This is a genomic window from Actinosynnema pretiosum (assembly GCF_002354875.1).
Taxonomy (GTDB): Bacteria; Actinomycetota; Actinomycetes; order Mycobacteriales; family Pseudonocardiaceae; genus Actinosynnema; species Actinosynnema auranticum.
In genome coordinates this window covers 1,497,706-1,513,693 of record NZ_CP023445.1, presented here as the reverse complement: position 1 = coordinate 1,513,693, position 15,988 = coordinate 1,497,706, and the positions used below count along the sequence as shown (strand labels likewise).

Genomic DNA, 15,988 nt, shown 5'->3' with positions numbered 1-15,988 from the left:
GTCACCCAAGCGTGACACGCGCTGGATCGGTGCAGCGAAGAGGGGGGTGCCTCAGCGGGCGGTGTGCCCGCGGCGCTGCCAGAGCTCCTCGATGACCTTCCACTTGACGAGGTTGTGCCTGGCGTCGGCGAGCGCGTCGTGGGCGTCCTGGGGCGGCGCGGGCAGGGCGGGCTTGCCCACGTCCTCCCACCGCTGGCGCAGGTCGCGGGTGAACCGGGGCAGGCTGCGCGGCAGCGCGGGCATGGCGCCCCACAGCTGGGCGAGGGCGACGTGGTCGTAGGCGGCGAACCACGCCCACAGCTCGACGCGGTCCCGGTTCGCCTTGGCCCCACCGAGGAATTCGAGCAGCTCAGCGCGGATGCGGGCGCGGCTCATGTAGGCCTTGCTGGAGGGCGGGGGGAGCTGGTTGAGGACGTTGTCGCGCACCCACGGCCCGGCCTTCTCCGGGTCGAACTCGGTGGAGACGGCGTAGAACTCGCGGCCTTCCTCGTCGACGACGCCGATGGAGACGAGGTCGATCGTGACCCCGTCCTCGATGAACTCACAGTCGTAGAAGAACCGCATCGGAACAGCCTAGTGATCCGGGACGGGCGCACCGCGTGCCGGGGCCGCGCGAGGGGCGCTCCGGGCGGCGCGACGCCGCCGCGGCGGGTCCCGCGGCGCGATCCGGGGCCCTGCGGCCGGTGGCCGGAAAAATGAGCTGTGCGCCACACCCAGGGGCCCGTCCGCCCCGGAACGCGGTGCTCCGGGACGGCCCCGGCGCGGTCAGCTCGCCTTGCTGTCGGGGATCCTGCCCGCGGCGGGCGGCGTGGAGGGCTTGCCCGCGGCGTCGGCCTCCTTGGCCTTGGCCGCGTAGACGTCCACGTACTCCTGGCCGGAGAGCTCCATCAGCGCGTACATGATCTCGTCGGTGACCGAGCGCAGCACGAACCGGTCGCCGGACAGGCCCGCGTACCGAGAGAAGTCCAGCGGCTTGCCGATCTTGATCTTGATGGGGTACGGCCGCCACACCTTCGACCCGATCGGGTTGGCCTTGTCGGTGCCGATCATCGCCACCGGGATCACCGGGGCGCCGGACTCCAACGCGATCCAGGCGACGCCGACCTTGCCCTTGTAGAGCCTGCCGTCGGGCGAGCGGGTGCCCTCGGGGTAGATGCCGAGCACCTTGCCGTCGCGGACGATGCGCACGCCGGTGTCGAGCGCGCCCTGCGCGGCCGAGGCGCTGGAGCGGTCGATCGGGACCTGGCCCATGCCGTGGAAGAACCAGCGCTTCAGCGTGCCCTTCAGGCCCTTGCCGGTGAAGTACTCCAGCTTGGCGGGGAACGTGACCCGCCGGGAGAGCTTCAGCGGGAGGAAGAACGAGTCCGACACGGACAGGTGGTTGCTGGCGAGGATCACCCCGCCCTCGGCGGGGATGTGCTCGGCGCCCTCGATCACCCGAGGGCGGAAGAAGAGCTGGAGCAACGGCCCGACCAAGACGTTTTTGATCAACCAGTAGAGCACTGTTGGAAGCGCCTCCTCGACAGCCGATACCCCTACCAGCGTACGGAGCGGGGGCCTCGGGGCACAACGAAGCTCGTCGGGGCCGGGTTTCGCGCAAGTCCCTCCGGTCGCCGTAATCCGCAACACCGCGAGTCCGTGCGACGATGGACCGGATACCGCAGGGGGACGCGCCGCCGCGCCCCCGACCGCGATCCGGAGGGCTGGGGGCAGTGGTGATGGACTCCCGACGCGACTCGAACGGCCCTGAGGACGTGGACGCGGCGTTCGCCGAGATCGTCGCGGGCCTGGAGCGCGACGGCGTCGGGTCGCGCTGGCCCGACGAGGCCGAGGCCAAGAGCGAGAAGTCCGAGAAGGCCGCCGAGGGCAGGGCCGAGGCCGAACCGGTGCCGCTGCGCCCGGAGGGGCAGCCGTCGGTGGTCGCCGAGGAGGACCCGGAGGACCACTACGTCCCGCCGGAGCCGCCGCCGCTGCCGACGTTGCGCAAGGGGACGGTCGCGGCGCTCGTGCTGATCGCGGTGGGCGTGGTGCTGCTCGTGGCGCCGGGGCTGTTCGGCCTGACCACGCAGTACGGGGCGCCGCTGGCGCTGGTGGTGCTGTGCTCGGGCGTGGCGCTGCTGATCATGCGCATCCGCAACGGGCCGCCGCCGGACTCCGGGTGGGACGACGGGGCGCAGCTCTGAGGTCCGCGCGGGGTCTCCGAGGTCCGCGCGGGGTCGGGGCTCGCGCGGGGTCAGGGCTCGCGCGGCGGTGACGGCGCGCCGACCAGCACCCGCACGGTGAAGCCGTCCGGGGCCCAGGTGAGGGCGACATCGCGGCAGGTGCGGTGGGTGAGCCACAGGCCGAGCCCGGCGGTGGAGCTGCCCTCGGTGGGGACGATGCCGACCAGCCGGTTCGGCGGCCCCTGCCCCCGGTCGGTGACCACGACCAGGACCCGCTCGCGGTCGGCCCACACGCGCAGGCGGACCGGGGCGCGGCCGTGGCTGAGCCCGTTGGTGACCGCCTCGCTGGCCGCGTAGACGACGTCGTCGTGCTCGTCCTCGGTGAGCGCGGTGGCCGCGGTGGCCCGCTCGACCGCCCGGCGCGCCTCGGCCGGGGTGGGGTCGAGGGCGTCCACGAGGGGCGGGGCGGCTTCGAGCGGGTGCGGCGGGTCGCCCGCCACGACGGCGCCGGGCGCGTGACCGGGGTTGGGCACGCGCTCGCCGTCCGGGCGGAGCAGGCCGGGGTGCGCGCGCAGGACGTCGGTCACCACCCGGTCGGGGGTGACGCGCAGGTCGTAGGGGCAGAGCACGCGCACGGGCGCGTCGGCGAACACCTCGGTGACCGCGAGCTCGAACCGGGCCCACCAGTCCCAGCTCGCCCCGGCGCGGGGAGAGGGCGCGCCGCCGACCACCCGAACCCGCTCCGCGCCGCCGCGCAGGAGCTCGTCGACCCTGCGGCGCAGCACGAGGAGGGCCTCGGCGGGGCGCGGGTCGAGGGGGAGGTCGAGCAGGCCGGGGGCGGGGGTCGCGAGGCGGGAGCGCAGCAGGTCGGCGCGCTCGGGGGCGCAGGCGAGCAGGACCGGCTCGCCGAGGGCGAGGCCCTCGGCCGCGAACGAGCCCGCGGAGGCGAGCAGGTCGGGGTGGGAGGAGCAGAGGACGGTCTCGTGGCCGGTGCCGGGATCGTCACGGGGGCTCGGGGCCGGTACCGGCGCGGTGGCAGCGCGGGGTCCGGGCGCGGCGGTGGAGACGGCACTCGGCGCAGCGGCGGGGCGGGAGCCGGGCGCGGGCTCGGGAACGGCCTGGTAGCGGGGCCGCCCACCGCGCTCGGGGGCGACCGCCTGCCCTCGAACGGGGTCGTCGGCACCGAAGTCGCGCACGGGGTGGATCGTACGTGGATCAGCGGGGGCGGCGCCGCGCCGGAACGATCCGCCCGCCGCGATGCCGTGATCCCGGCGAACGATCGTGAGAGCGCTCCCACCAGCCGGGGAACCGGCCCGCGATCCGCGGGGGGCGGGCCCGGAAGGAGCCGGGCGGTCCACCGCGCGCCCGCAACGGCAGACCGGGGGCGGTGGGGACAACCGGGTGGGAGCGGCCGGGCGGGCGGCGCTACCAGCCGGCGGCGTCAGCAGGGGCTGCCCGCCTGCGCTGCCCGCCGGAGAACCGCCCCGCGCCCGCAAAACCATCCCGCATCCGCAGAGCCACCCCACGCCCACAGAGCCACCCCACGCCCGCAGAACCATCCCGCGTCCGCAGAACCGCCCCGCACCCCTCAGCCCAGCCGCCCTCCGGGCGACTGCGCCGCGCCCACCACCAGGTCCCTGGCCAGGGTCGCGACCCCGACCAGCCCGGCGTCGTCGCCCAGCTGCGCGGTCCGGATGCGGGCCAGGGGGCGGTGGCCCGAGCCGGTCACCACGGACGCGTAGTGCTCGCGCGCGTCGTCCAGGAACAGGGTCGCCGACTCGGACACGCCGCCGCCGACCACGACCACCTCCGGGTCGTACACGTCCGCGACCAGCGCCAACCCCTCTCCCAGCCACCTGGCCAGGTCGGCGACCGCGCGCTGCGCCAGCGGGTCGCCGTCGCGGGCCGCGCCCGCCACCCGCCTCCCGGTGATCGCCCGCGCGTCCCCGCGCGCCTCCCGCGCCAGCACCGTCGACACGCCGGGGTGCTTCGCGAGCAGCTCCACGGCCGTCGAGCTCAGCGCGGTGCCGCTGCAGTACCGCTCCCAGCACCCGTTCTTGCCGCACGGGCACGGCCTGCCGTCCGGCACCAGCCGCAGGTGCCCCAGCTCGGGGGCCACGCCGTGGGCGCCCCGGAACACCTCGCCGTCGATCAGCAGCGCCCCGCCGATGCCGGTGCCCACGGCGACCAGCACCGCCACGCCCGCGCCGCGCGCCGCGCCGAACCGGTGCTCGGCCAGCGCCGCCGCGTTCGCGTCGTGCTCCAGCACCACCGGCATCCCGACCCGCTCCGAGATCCGCTCGGCCACGGGCGCGTGCCGCCACGCCAGGTGCGGCGCGAACATCACCGTGCGCCGGTCCGAGGCCACGAACCCGGCGACCGCGAGCCCGACCGCGGCGACCTCGTGCCGCTCGGCCAGCTCGTGCACCGCCCCGCCGATGGCCTCCTCCAGCGCCCGCTCGTCGCCGGGCGTGGCGGTGCGCGTGGTGTCGAGCACCGCGCCGTCCGCGTCCACGACCCCGGCGCGCACGCTCGTCCCGCCGACGTCGATCCCGATCGTCAGCACGGCTTGCGCACCACGGGAACGCGCTGCACGCGCGGACGCGCCACGCGCTCCTCGGCGGGCCCCGCGCCGTCCGGTCCGGCCGGATCGGGCCCGGCCGGATCGGGCCCGGCGCCGAACGGGCCACCGGCACCGCCCGCGGCCCCGCCCCGCCCCGCCTTCGCGTCCGCCTCGACCAGCGCCGCCCGCAGCACCGCGATCAGCCCGGCCACGTGCTCCGCCGCCCTGGACGCCAGCTGCGACCGGTCGCCGCGCGCCAGCGCCACCGCGTTGCACAGCGGGCACCACCCGCACGCCGCCGGGTCGTGCCCGTCCTCGGCCGCCGCGACGCGGTGCAGCCACGGCTCCGCCCGCTCGGCCGCCGCGTCCAGCAGCAGCCGCAACTCCTCGACCAGCTTGGCATCGGCCACGCCGCTCACCGCATCCACAGCTCGGGGTCGGGGCGGAACCGCACCGCCAACCCGCAGTCGTCCAGTTCGGCCCCGGTCACCAGGCACCGCTTGAGCAGCGGCGGCAGCGGGACCAGCCTGCGCCTGCCGTCCAGGGTCACGGCCAGCTCGTCGCCGACCCGCGCGAGGTCCACGTCGGACTCGCCGACCGCCAGCGCCAGTCGCAGCACGTACTCGTCACCGTCCCGCTCCACCGAGGTCAGCGCCCCCGACCCGCCGGGTCCCCCGACCGGGTCCTCGTCCCCGTACAGCCCGCGCGCCACCTCCAGCAGCGCCGGGACGCCCACCGGCTCGGCGGCCCGGTGCTCGACCGCGCGCACCCCGCCGAGGTCGGCCAGGTCCGCGAGCACCGCGTCCTGCTCGGCGCGCCGCGTCCGCAGCCAGGTGGCCGCGGCGCCGCTCTCGTCCGCCCCGACGGCGGGCACGAGCCGGTTCGCCACCAGGCCGGACACCCGCACGCCCTGCAGCGCGAGCGCCGCCACCGTGCGCCGCGTCTCGGCCGCGACCACCCGCTCCGGGGTGAGCACGAGCCGCACGGCCGTGTCGTCCGAGGTCAGCATCCCCCGCAGCGCGTCGAGCCGCTCGGCGAGCCGGGACAGCGCGTCGGCGGTGGCGTCCCAGCGGTCGACCGCGCCGCTCCCGGCGGCCCCGGCCAGCAGGCCGCGCACCACCCTGCGGTGGGTCGGGAACAGCCGCTCCAGGTAGCCGGCGAACGCCTCGGGCAGCGCGAGCAGCCGCAGGGTCTCGGCGGTGGGCCCGCAGTCGACGACCACGACCTCCCACGGCCCGCCCGCGGCCAGCCTGCGCACCTCGCCGAGCGCGAGCAGCTCCTCCACGCCGGGCAGCGCGGTCAGCTCCTCGGCGTCCAGCTCGTCCACCCCGGCCCCGGCCAGGACGGTGCGCAGGTGCCCGCGCAGCTCGGTCCAGGCGTCGTCGACGAGGGCGCGCGGGTCGACCTGGGCGGCGTGCAGCCCGGTCAGCCCGTCCGGGTCCACCTCGGTCGGCGCGGCGCCCAGGCGCACGCCGAAGGCGTCGCCGAGCGAGTGGGCCGGGTCGGTGGACACGACGAGCGCCTTGCGCCCGCTCTCGGCGAGCCGGGCGGCGGTCGCGGCGGCCAGGGTGGTCTTGCCGACCCCGCCCTTGCCGGTGAACAGCAGCAGTGCGGCGCTCATCCAGCGCTTTCCACGCGGCGCTTGAGCTCCTTGAGCGCGGTGTCCATGATGACCTTCTCGGCCTTGCGGCGGAACAGGCCGATCATCGGCACGACGAGCTGCACCGAGAGCGTGTAGGTGACCTGGACGCCCGCGCCGGTCGGGGTCAGCTCGTAGCTGCCCTCCTGCGCCTTCTGCATGGTGCCCTTGAGCAGGGTCCAGGACACGCCGGTGGGCCGCCAGGTGTAGCCGAGCACGTAGTCGTCCTTGATGGGCCCCTGGTCGATCGCGAACTCGACCTCGGTGGCCCGGCCGTCGTCGTCCCGCTTCAGCACCTCGGTCTGCTTCACCCCGTTCGCCCACTCCGGGTAGGAGTCGAAGTCGGCGATCACCGCGAGGATCTGCTCGGGGGCAGCGTCGATCACGATGGACTGGGTGGACTCGTCGGCCATGTCGCGCAGGCTACCCGGTGCGCCGGGTCACCAAGCCAGCACGTGCGGCGTTCCGGTCCGCCGGAAGTGCCCGACGTTGACGCACTCGGTCGGGCCGATGCGGGTGCGCCTGGTCATCGGCTGGTGGATGTGCCCGAACACCGACCAGCGGGGGCGCAGCCGGTGGATCGCGTCCAGCACGGCCGTCGACCCCTGCTCGGCGCGCCGGGCCACCACGTCGTAGGTCAGCTCGGCCACGGCGGGCGGCACGTGCGTGCACAGCACGTCGACCTCGCCCAGGCCCGCGAGCACGCCGGTCAGCTCGGCGTCGGTGCGCAGGTAGGCCCGCCACGCGGCGCCGGGCGTGCGGCGGACGTTCGGCGCGATCACCGCGCCGCCCGCGAACCCGAACCGCAGCCCGCCGATCTCGGCGCTCTCGCCGTCGAGCACGTGCACGCCCTCGCGGGCGAACTCCGGCCACAGCTCGGGGCTGTCCACGTTGCCCGGCGTGGCGTAGGTCGGCGCGGTCATGGCCCCGAACAGCCGGGTGTACTGCTCGTGCACCGCTTCCCTGACCACGGCCGCCGCGTCGTCCAGGCCCGCCCACAGCGTCCGCAGGAAGGCGCCCGCCTCCGGGCCCATGCGCCCGCGCCGCAGCCGGGCGAACTCGGCGACCTTGTCCGGCCCGAACACCCGGCCGAGGATGCCGCCGGAGTGGTCGTAGTAGTCGACGAAGTCGATCAGGTCGCCGAGGACGACCAGCGCGTCCGCCCCGTCACCGGCGCGGGCCAGCGCTTCGGAGTTGCCGTGGACGTCCGACACCACGTGTACGCGCACGGGGGGAGAATCTACGGCAGGACCGGGGCGACCCCCGGCTCCCGACCGGCCTCCAGGGCCAGCTTCAGGCCCAGCGACACGCCCTTCGCGTCGAGCTGGCGGCGGCGCAGCTCCCTGCGCACCCGCCTGGCCGGGGCCTCCTCGGGCAGGTCGGCCCGCAGGAAGTAGTGCAGGAGGGTCCCGTCCATGACCGGTTCGAGCCAGACCTCCATGGTCCCGACGAGCGCGCCGCCGACCGTCCAGCGCAGCCCCTGCGCCCCCCGGTCGAGGTAGACCGAGAGAATGAGGTCGGGCCAGTGCCGCGCCCACGACTCGGGCGTGGCGAAGGCCTCCGCCACGGTCTCGGGGGGAACAGCCAGGAAGGTCTCGTCCACGACGTCCACGCTCGGCACGGCCGCGAGCGTGCCACGAGATGGCCACGAACCAGCGCACCGGCCTGGTGTATCGCCGGAATCACAGGTTAAGTTCCGTGTCCGGTCGAACGAGTCGGACAAATCGAAGTCGAAAGTCACGGAGGCAACGTGCGCGAGTTCAGCGTTCCCGCTACCGCGTCGGTGGCGCCTGAGGACAACCTCACCGACATGGTGTGGGCGAACGCGGAGCGCTTCGGCAACGCGGTCAGCTTCCGCAGGCGCGTGGACGGAACGTGGGTCGACGTGACCTCGCGTGACTTCGCCGCGCAGGTGCTGGCGGTCGCCAAGGGCATGGTCTCCGCCGGGATCGAGCCGGGTGACCGGGTCGGGCTGATGTCGAAGACCAGCTACGAGTGGACCCTGCTCGACCAGGCGATCTGGCACGCGGGCGCCGTGGTGGTGCCGATCTACGAGACCTCCTCCGCGGAGCAGGTCGAGTGGATCCTGTCGAACTCCGGCGCGAAGGCCGTGTTCGTCGAGACGGGCGCCCACCGCGCGCTGCTGGAGCCGCTCGCGCCCGACCTGCCGGAGCTGCGGCACGTCTGGCAGCTGGAGTCCGGCTCGGGCTCGGCGGGCGGCGCGGTGGACGAGCTGACCGCGCTGGGGGCCGAGGTGTCCGACGAGGACGCCCACGCCCGGCGTCGGGTCGCGGGCGCGGACGACGTCGCGACGATCGTGTACACCTCGGGCACCACGGGCAAGCCCAAGGGCTGCGAGCTGACCCACCGCAACCTCCTCTCGGAGATCCGCGAGGCGGTCACGCTGATGCCGCACCTGCTGCAGGCGGGCAACACGCTGCTGGTGTTCCTGCCGCTCGCGCACATCCTCGCCCGCGTGCTGGCCCTGTGCGCCCTGTACACGCGGGTCACCGTCGGCCACACCCAGGACGTGCGCAAGCTCGTCGAGGACCTGGGCACGTTCCGCCCGACGTTCGTCGTCGCGGTGCCGCGCGTGTTCGAGAAGGTCTACAACGGGGCCAAGCAGAAGGCCGAGGCCGAGGGCAAGGGCAAGATCTTCGCGATCGCGGAGGCGACCGCCGTCGAGTACAGCCGCGCGGAGGCGGCGGGCGGTCCCGGCCTGCTGCTCAAGGTCAAGCACGCGGTGTTCGACAAGCTCGTGTACCGCAGGCTCAAGGCGGCGCTGGGCGGCCGGTGCATCGCCGCGGTGTCCGGCGGCGCGCCGCTGGGCGAGCGGCTGGCGCACTTCTTCCGGGGCATCGGCGTGCCGGTCATGGAGGGCTACGGCCTGACCGAGACCACGGCGGCGGCGTGCCTGAACACGGCGACGGCGGTCCGGGTCGGCACGGTCGGCAAGCCGGTGGGCGGCACCTCGGTGCGCATCGGCGAGGACGGCGAGGTGCTGATCAAGGGCGACGTGGTGTTCCGGAGCTACTGGAACAACCCGAAGGCCACCGAGGAGGCGCTGGAGGACGGCTGGTTCCACACCGGCGACATCGGCGAGCTGGACGCCGACGGCTTCCTGAAGATCACCGGCCGGAAGAAGGAGATCATCGTCACCGCCGGTGGCAAGAACGTCTCCCCGGCCGTGCTGGAGGACCGGCTGCGGGCGCACCCGCTGATCAGCCAGTGCATGGTGATCGGCGACGCGCAGCCGTTCATCGGCGCGCTGATCACGATCGACCCGGAGTTCTTCCCGTCCTGGCTGGAGCGCAACAACCGGCCCGCGGGGACCAAGGTCGCGGACGTGGTCGAGGACGAGCAGCTGCTCAAGGAGATCCAGGCTGCGGTGGACGACGCGAACCTGGCGGTGTCCAAGGCGGAGTCGATCAAGAAGTTCCGCGTGCTGCCGGTGGACTTCACCGAGGCAGGCGGCGAGATGACGCCGAGCATGAAGCTGCGCCGGTCGGTCGTGGCGAACACCTACAAGGCCGACATCGAGGCGATCTACTCCCGCTAGCGCGCCGGGGGCGGAACAGACGGTTGGCCCACACCGCGGTGTGGGCCAACCGACCCCCAGTGATCGCATGGAGCGAGAGTTCCCGTCCCGCCGCTCGCGGCGGGACGGGACCAGTCTGCCGGGTGGTTCTGTCGTATCGCTGTCGCGCCGAGGTCCGGGGCCGCGTCGACGGCCCTGACCTGCGGTCGCGCCCCGGTCAGCCCGCGATGAGCGAGCCGAGCCGGGCGGCCATGTCGTCCCAGCGCCACCGGTCGGAGACCCACTCGCGGCCCGCCTGCCCCAGCTTCGCGGCCAGTCCCGGATCGGCCAGCAGCGCCGCCGTCGCCTCGGCCACCGCGCGCACCTCGCGGCCGTCGACGACGTGCCCGGTCACGCCGTCGCGCACGGTCTCCGGCGCACCGCCGGAGCGGCCCGCCACCACCGGCAGGCCGGTGGCCGAGGCCTCCAGGTAGACGATGCCGAGGCCCTCCACGTCCAGCCCGCGCCCGCGCGTGCGGCACGGCATCGCGAACACGTCGCCCGCGTTGTAGTGCGCGGGCAGCTCCGACCAGGGCACCGACCCGGTCAGCACCACGTCGTCCGCGACCCCGCTCTCGCGGGCCAGCCGCTCCAGCGCGCCCCGGTGCGGTCCGCCGCCCACCAGCAGCAGCGCGGCGCCCGGCACCCGGCGGCGAATCTCCGGCAGCGCCCTGACCAGCACGTCCTGCCCCTTGCGCGGCACCAGCCTGGACACGCACACCACCACCGGGCGGTCGCCGAGGCGGTAACGGGCGCGCAGCTCGGCGCGGGCGGCCGGGTCGGGCGCGAAGACGGAGGTGTCCACGCCGGGCGGCAGGTGCTCCAGCGCGGCGTCCGGGCCGAACGCGGCGGCGAAGCGGGAGCGGGTGTAGCGGCTGACGAACGTGACGACGTCCGAGGTGGAGCCGATGCGGCGCAGGGCCTGGCGGGCGCCGGGGAGCATGGACCAGCCGACCTCGTGCCCGTGCGTGGAGGCCACGACCCGCCGCGCGCCCGCCTTGCGCAGGGCCGGGCCGAGCAGCGCCAGCGGGGCGGCGGCGCCGAACCAGACGGAGTCGCAGCGCTCGGCCCGCAGCACGTCGGCGGCGCGGCGCAGGACGTCCGGGGTGGGGAGCATGAGGCTCGTGGGGTGGCGGACGACCGGGAAGGGCTGGGCGGCGTCGAACTCGGGGTGCGAACCGGAGGGCGAGTCCCAGGACGGGGCGTAGACGACCACGTCGGGCAGGCGGGTGACGAGCTCGTGCAGGTAGCCCTGGATGCCTCCGGGGCGCGGCGGGAAGTCGTTGGTCACCAGGAGGGTTCGCGGCACCGCCGCACCGTACCTGGCGGTGGGGGGAGGGCGGGGTGGGCGGGCGCGGGGACGGGGGTGGCGGGTGAATCCACGGCGGGCGGGGCGCGGCGGGTAGGAGGTGCGGCAAACAGGGGACGCGGCAGGCAGGGGGTGCAGCAGACAGCGGGCGCGGCAGGCAGGGCAGGCGCGACGGGCGGGGGTGTTGCGGACGGGCGGGGGTGCTGCGGGCAGGGGTGCTGCGGGTGCGGCAGGGCAGGCGGGCGCGGCGGGCAGGGGCGTGGCGGATCGGTCCTCGGCGTGCGGGCGCTCGCCGACCGGGGCGGGGTTCAGGGGGTGAACGTCGTGGTCAGGAACCCGCGCCAGGCGGCCAGCTGCTCGGTCAGGCCCGCGCCGGTGGTGGCGCGCAGGGCGGCGTCCAGGTCGGCCGCGGCGGCCGGGCCCAGCGCGGTCAGGCGGTCGTGCAGCGCGAGCAGGGCGGGTTCCCCGTGCGCCTGGGCCAGGTGCTCGGCGAACGACCACGCCTCCTGGTAGGCCAGGTCGATCCCGGCGCCCCGGAAGTCCGCGTCGGACGGCAGCGCGGACGGCGGGTCGCCCGCGCGCACGCGGGCCGCCAGCGCGGGCGCGACCTGGTCGGCGGGCAGACCGCTGCCCCGGTAGCCGACGTGGTCCGCGAAGCCCTCCAGCAGCCACATCGGCGCGCCGTCCACGACCGAGGCCCGCGTCGCCACGTGCGTGATCTCGTGCCGCAGGAGGACCCGGAACTGGACGTCCGGCAGCGGGGCCACGACCGCCGGGTTCAGCACCACCCGCTGGCCGGTGGGCGCCCGTCCCGGCACGACCGGGTCGGACACAGCCACGGCGGCCAGCCCCCCGCCCGCGAAGCCGTCGCCGACCAGCGCGCGCAGCTCAGCGTCACCGGAGGGGACGAGCACCGCCACCCGCCCGCTCCACCTCGGCCCCAGGACCTCGGTGACCGCGTCCACGGCGTCGTCCAGCTCCGCCAGCGCCCGCGCGGCCTGGGCCTCGCCTCCGGGGTGCGCCAGGACCAGCCCGCCGCGCGCCGTTCCCGCGCGCACGGGCCCGAAGTCCCAGGGGCCGCGCCACGTGGTGCGGCCCGGCGCGGTGTCCGAGGTCAGGAGCCAGCGGTCGCCCCGGCGGCTGAACAGGTAGCCGAGCGGCTTCTCCCCCGCGCGCTCGTCCACACCGGACAACCGGTGCGACAGCAGGACGGTCAGGGCGCGCTCGTCCCCGCCGGACTCGTCACCGCCGCGCTCGTCCCGGCCGGGCTCGTCACCACCCGGCTCATCCCCGCTGGACTCGTCACCCGCGGCTCCGCCAGCCCCGGCCACCCGGTAGGACCACTCGGCGAGGGGCACCCCGCCCAGCGCGGCGAACAGCCCGCGCTGGGCGGCCAGGAACGCGGGATCGGCCTCGGGGTCCAGGTCCGCGGTGAACGCCGCCTCGTCGCGCTCCAGCACGGCCCGCGCCCTGCGGTCCAGGAGCGCGCGCACGGCCTCCCCCGCGGGCGCGTCCTCCCCGGCGGGCGCGGCCCCGTGGCGCAGGACGGCCACCAGCCCGGCCGCCAGCGCCAGCGCGGCCAGGACCGCCAGGGCGGTCCGCGCGCGGCTCACCGGGCCGCTCCGGCGGCGGTCGAGGGCACCCGGACAGTGAACCCCACCCCCGGAACGCGCCTCGGCGGGGCCGCTCCGCTCCCGGAACGACCCCGCCGAGGGGGAGCAGCCCGCAGGCCCGTCAGCCGATCCGGCGGATCGCGTAGATCGAGCCGGGGTTGTTGAACGGCACGACCTTCACCGGCACGCCGTCGGTGGACGCGTGCACCACCTGGCTGTTGCTCACCGCCATGCCCACGTGCATCCCGCCGTTGTAGACGACGATGTCGCCCGCCTGGGCCTCGGCGCGGGTCACCGCGCGGCCGACCCCGGCCTGCCCCTGGCTGGTGCGGGGGATCGACACGCCCGCGCTCGCGTACGCCTTCATGACCAGGCCGGAGCAGTCCCACACGTTCGGGCCCGTCGCGCCGTACTGGTACATGTCGCCGATCTGGGCCATGGCGAACTGCAGCGCGGCGCCCGCGGCGCCCGCCGGGTAGTCCACGTTGGTCGGCACGCTGCCGACGCTGCCCAGGTTGGTGCGCTCGGCGGTGGTCAGCCGGTTGAGCTGCGCCTTGACCTCGGTGCGCTGCTTGTCGAGGTCGTCCTTGCGCTTGCGCACGTCGTCGGCGATCTTCTTCGCCTCGTCCGTCGCGGCCTGCGCGCGCTTCTCGGCCTCGGAGGCGGTGTCGCGCGCCGTGTCGGCGGCCTGGACGGCCCCGGACAGCTCCTCCAGCGCCTCGCCGTTGTCCATGGCCAGGACGCCCAGCGCGGACATGCGGTTGAGGAAGTCCTGCTGCGAGTCGCTGACCAGCAGCGCGGACAGCTGGTTGAACCGCGCGCCCTCGAAGGAGGCCTCGGTGAGCCGGTCGACCCGGCTGCGGAACTTCTCCTCGTCGGCGCGGGCCGCGTCACCGGCCTTGGTCGCGGTGTCGACCTCGCCCTTGGCCTTGTCCAGCTCGGCCTGGTTGTTCTTCTGCTGCTCCTCGGCGCGGAGCAGCTCCTCGTTGAGCTTGGTGGCCTGCTCGCCCAGCTCGTTGTACTTCTTCAACGCGTCGGAGGCGGTGGCGGGCTGGGCCCCGGCCGAGACCGGCGTGATGCCCACAGCCGCCACGGCCACCGCCGTGGCGGCCATTACCCCACGCACACCGCGCTTGAGTCGTTGCGACGCCACTCTCGCCAGAGTCTCCTGTCGTGTGAACCGCCCCCGGTCCCCGCTCAGCGCGGACGCGGCGCAGCCCCTGGCGGCACCAAAACGAGGTGGAGGGGCGTGCGCGACTCGGCTCCCCGACAGCGCCGATCCGGCGGTGACCCGCGTCGCCTGCCACGTCGGCAGGCGGTCCTCCGCGAGGTCCCGGCTAGGTTATGAGAGCGAGGTGCCCGCGTCCACCGTTGCCCGGCGAGTAATCGCGACTGGATCGATGACGGATCGGCTCACCTGGTCGGGTGACGCGGGACACCCCGGACTAAGAGCTTGGTCACACTCCGCGCGGTCACCCTGCGCAACCCCCGAACGGTCACCCTCCGCCGACGAACCCCGGTCACAGCCGGTCGCCACTCCCCCGAACGGGGGTCAGACGCGGCCGAGGCGGGCGAGCAGCACGGCGGACGGGACGGGGTGCGCGCCGCGCCTGCGCACCGAGTCGGCGACGGCCCGGTCGGAGGTCACCACGACCACCGGCCTGCCCTCGGGCTCGGCGGTGACCAGCGCCCGGATGACGTCGTCGGCCAGCACGCCGGGGTCGCTGAACAGCACCCGCACCCCGCGCGGCGCGGCGGCGGGCACGGCGACCACGCCCGCGCCGTCGAACACCAGGGTCACCTCGGCCCCGGTGCGCGCGGCCAGCACCGCGAGCTGGTGCACCAGCCGGTCCCGCTGGTCGGCGAGCGCCAGCTCCGGGTAGCCGGTCTTGGTGACGTTGTAGCCGTCGACGATCAGGTGCACGGCGGGCAGCGCCAGCAGCCGGTCCAGCGCGGCCGGGTCCTCGACCCGGTTGACCGAGCCCTGCCCCGCGCTCGCCCCGCGCACCATGTCCGCCGGGCGCGGCCCGGTGCCGCCGCCCAGCGCGAGCTCCCGGCGCAGCCCGCTGACCGCGCCGTCCAGGGTGTCCACGAGCAGCGCCAGCCGCACCTCGTCGGCCTGCCGCGCCTCCCGCGCCGACTGGCGGGCCACCTCGGCGTCGGCGACCGCGCGCCGCGCCCTGACCCGCTCGGCCTCGGCGCGCTCGCGCTCCCGGTCCCGCTCGGCGATCAGCTTGCCGACCTCGACGTCCACCTCGGAGCGCACCCGCAGCGCCTCCTGGGCGGCGGCCTCGGCCCGGTCCTTGGCCTCGCGGAGCTTGACGCCCTGCTCCCGCAGCCGCTTGCGCAGCCGCTCCAGCTCGGCGTCCGCCTCCAGGCGCACCTGGCGCGCCACGCCACCGGCCTCGACCTGGTCGGCGCGCAGCCGCTCCAGCTCGGCCTCCAGCCGCTCCAGGCGCGCCACCGCGCTGTCCCGCTCGGCCCGCAGGGCGGCGTCGGCCGCGCGGCGCGCCACCAGCTCCACCAGGTGCCCCGCGCCGTCCTCGCCCAGCAGCAGCGCGGCGGCCCCGGCGGTGACCGGGTCGGGCGCGGTGTGCTCCAGCGCGGACGGCCGGTTGCGCCGCACCCAGTCCACGACGGCGGTGCGGAAGCCCGCCGACGAGCGCAGCGCGCCGATCAGCGCGGGCGCGCCCAGCCTGGCGCGCTTGGCGGGCGCGAACCTGGCGACGGCGCGCAGCGACTGCGGCACGTCCACCTTGGGCAGCTCGCCCAGCGCGTCGGCGCTCAGCTCGGAGAGCCTGGCGCGCAGCGGGTCGGGCAGCGCCGTCCAGTCCACGTCGGACTCGGCGGCGGACTCCGCGACGGTCTTGGCGTCGGACTCCTCGGCGGACCCGGCGTCGGACTCCCCGGCGTCGGGCTCCCCGGCGTCGACCCCGGAGCCCGGCTCCGCACCGGACTCCTGCACCGGCGCCCCGCCCGACTCCCCGCCCGACTCCACAGCGGACTCGACGAGCGGCTCCGGCTCACCGTCGCCCCGCTCGTCGTCCTCGTCCGCTGCCGTGATCGGGTCCCGCACCCGTACAGGCTACGGCGCGCGGGCACCCGTCACCGACCACCTCCACCAC

At 75.6% G+C, this 15,988-nt stretch carries 15 protein-coding genes; 2 read left to right on the top strand and 13 right to left on the bottom strand.

What is annotated here, in order from left to right:
• Nucleotides 1-51 precede the first annotated feature (51 nt).
• Together CNX65_RS06895 and CNX65_RS06890 are read right to left on the bottom strand one after the other, a co-directional pair.
• Entirely contained in the window at nucleotides 52-564 is a 513-nt protein-coding gene (locus tag CNX65_RS06895) for a polyadenylate-specific 3'-exoribonuclease AS (protein WP_096492017.1), read from the bottom strand.
• Between the two features lie 201 nt (nucleotides 565-765).
• Complete coding sequence (locus CNX65_RS06890) at nucleotides 766-1,503, bottom strand: lysophospholipid acyltransferase family protein (protein WP_096492016.1); 738 nt, start codon at nucleotides 1,501-1,503, stop codon at nucleotides 766-768.
• Nucleotides 1,504-1,718: 215 nt separating this feature from the next.
• Between CNX65_RS06890 and CNX65_RS06885 the strand changes: the two genes are divergently transcribed.
• Nucleotides 1,719-2,183, top strand: a complete 465-nt coding sequence (locus CNX65_RS06885; protein WP_218181585.1) for a DUF308 domain-containing protein — start codon at nucleotides 1,719-1,721, stop codon at nucleotides 2,181-2,183.
• 50 nt (nucleotides 2,184-2,233) lie between these two features.
• Here the strand turns inward: CNX65_RS06885 and CNX65_RS06880 are convergent, their stop codons facing one another.
• From CNX65_RS06880 to CNX65_RS06850, 7 genes are all read right to left on the bottom strand, one after another.
• Entirely contained in the window at nucleotides 2,234-3,358 is a 1,125-nt protein-coding gene (locus tag CNX65_RS06880) for an anti-sigma factor RsbA family regulatory protein (RefSeq protein ID WP_157767532.1), read from the bottom strand.
• A gap of 392 nt (nucleotides 3,359-3,750) precedes the next feature.
• Nucleotides 3,751-4,713 (bottom strand): ROK family protein, encoded by a 963-nt coding sequence (locus tag CNX65_RS06875; RefSeq protein ID WP_198320590.1) that lies wholly within the window; start codon nucleotides 4,711-4,713, stop codon nucleotides 3,751-3,753.
• Nucleotides 4,714-4,721: 8 nt separating this feature from the next.
• On the bottom strand, nucleotides 4,722-5,135 hold the full coding sequence (locus CNX65_RS06870; protein WP_232519726.1) for a hypothetical protein: 414 nt from the start codon (nucleotides 5,133-5,135) through the stop codon (nucleotides 4,722-4,724).
• A 5-nt stretch (nucleotides 5,136-5,140) separates the two neighbouring features.
• The gene (locus CNX65_RS06865) at nucleotides 5,141-6,346 is read right to left on the bottom strand and encodes an ArsA family ATPase (RefSeq protein ID WP_096492011.1); all 1,206 of its coding nucleotides are present in this window, start codon (nucleotides 6,344-6,346) and stop codon (nucleotides 5,141-5,143) included.
• Nucleotides 6,343-6,777, bottom strand: a complete 435-nt coding sequence (locus CNX65_RS06860; protein WP_015800228.1) for an SRPBCC family protein — start codon at nucleotides 6,775-6,777, stop codon at nucleotides 6,343-6,345. The genes CNX65_RS06865 and CNX65_RS06860 overlap by 4 nt, the downstream gene beginning before the upstream one ends.
• A gap of 27 nt (nucleotides 6,778-6,804) precedes the next feature.
• Nucleotides 6,805-7,593, bottom strand: coding sequence for a metallophosphoesterase family protein (locus CNX65_RS06855; protein WP_096492010.1), 789 nt, complete (start codon nucleotides 7,591-7,593; stop codon nucleotides 6,805-6,807).
• 11 nt (nucleotides 7,594-7,604) lie between these two features.
• Nucleotides 7,605-7,985, bottom strand: a complete 381-nt coding sequence (locus CNX65_RS06850) for a polyketide cyclase / dehydrase and lipid transport (RefSeq protein ID WP_096492009.1) — start codon at nucleotides 7,983-7,985, stop codon at nucleotides 7,605-7,607.
• Nucleotides 7,986-8,114: 129 nt separating this feature from the next.
• Between CNX65_RS06850 and CNX65_RS06845 the strand changes: the two genes are divergently transcribed.
• The gene (locus CNX65_RS06845) at nucleotides 8,115-9,923 is read left to right on the top strand and encodes an AMP-dependent synthetase/ligase (protein ID WP_096492008.1); all 1,809 of its coding nucleotides are present in this window, start codon (nucleotides 8,115-8,117) and stop codon (nucleotides 9,921-9,923) included.
• A 196-nt stretch (nucleotides 9,924-10,119) separates the two neighbouring features.
• Here CNX65_RS06845 and CNX65_RS06840 read toward each other — a convergent pair whose 3' ends face one another.
• The 4 genes from CNX65_RS06840 to CNX65_RS06825 all read right to left on the bottom strand — a co-directional run bounded on the left by CNX65_RS06840 (nucleotide 10,120) and on the right by CNX65_RS06825 (nucleotide 15,828).
• Nucleotides 10,120-11,250, bottom strand: a complete 1,131-nt coding sequence (locus CNX65_RS06840) for a glycosyltransferase family 4 protein (RefSeq protein ID WP_096492007.1) — start codon at nucleotides 11,248-11,250, stop codon at nucleotides 10,120-10,122.
• Between the two features lie 308 nt (nucleotides 11,251-11,558).
• Complete coding sequence (locus tag CNX65_RS06835; protein WP_096492006.1) at nucleotides 11,559-12,863, bottom strand: hypothetical protein; 1,305 nt, start codon at nucleotides 12,861-12,863, stop codon at nucleotides 11,559-11,561.
• A gap of 121 nt (nucleotides 12,864-12,984) precedes the next feature.
• Nucleotides 12,985-13,977, bottom strand: coding sequence for a C40 family peptidase (locus tag CNX65_RS06830; RefSeq protein ID WP_218181584.1), 993 nt, complete (start codon nucleotides 13,975-13,977; stop codon nucleotides 12,985-12,987).
• 438 nt (nucleotides 13,978-14,415) lie between these two features.
• Nucleotides 14,416-15,828, bottom strand: a complete 1,413-nt coding sequence (locus CNX65_RS06825) for an NYN domain-containing protein (protein WP_373565526.1) — start codon at nucleotides 15,826-15,828, stop codon at nucleotides 14,416-14,418.
• Nucleotides 15,829-15,988: the final 160 nt, after the last annotated feature.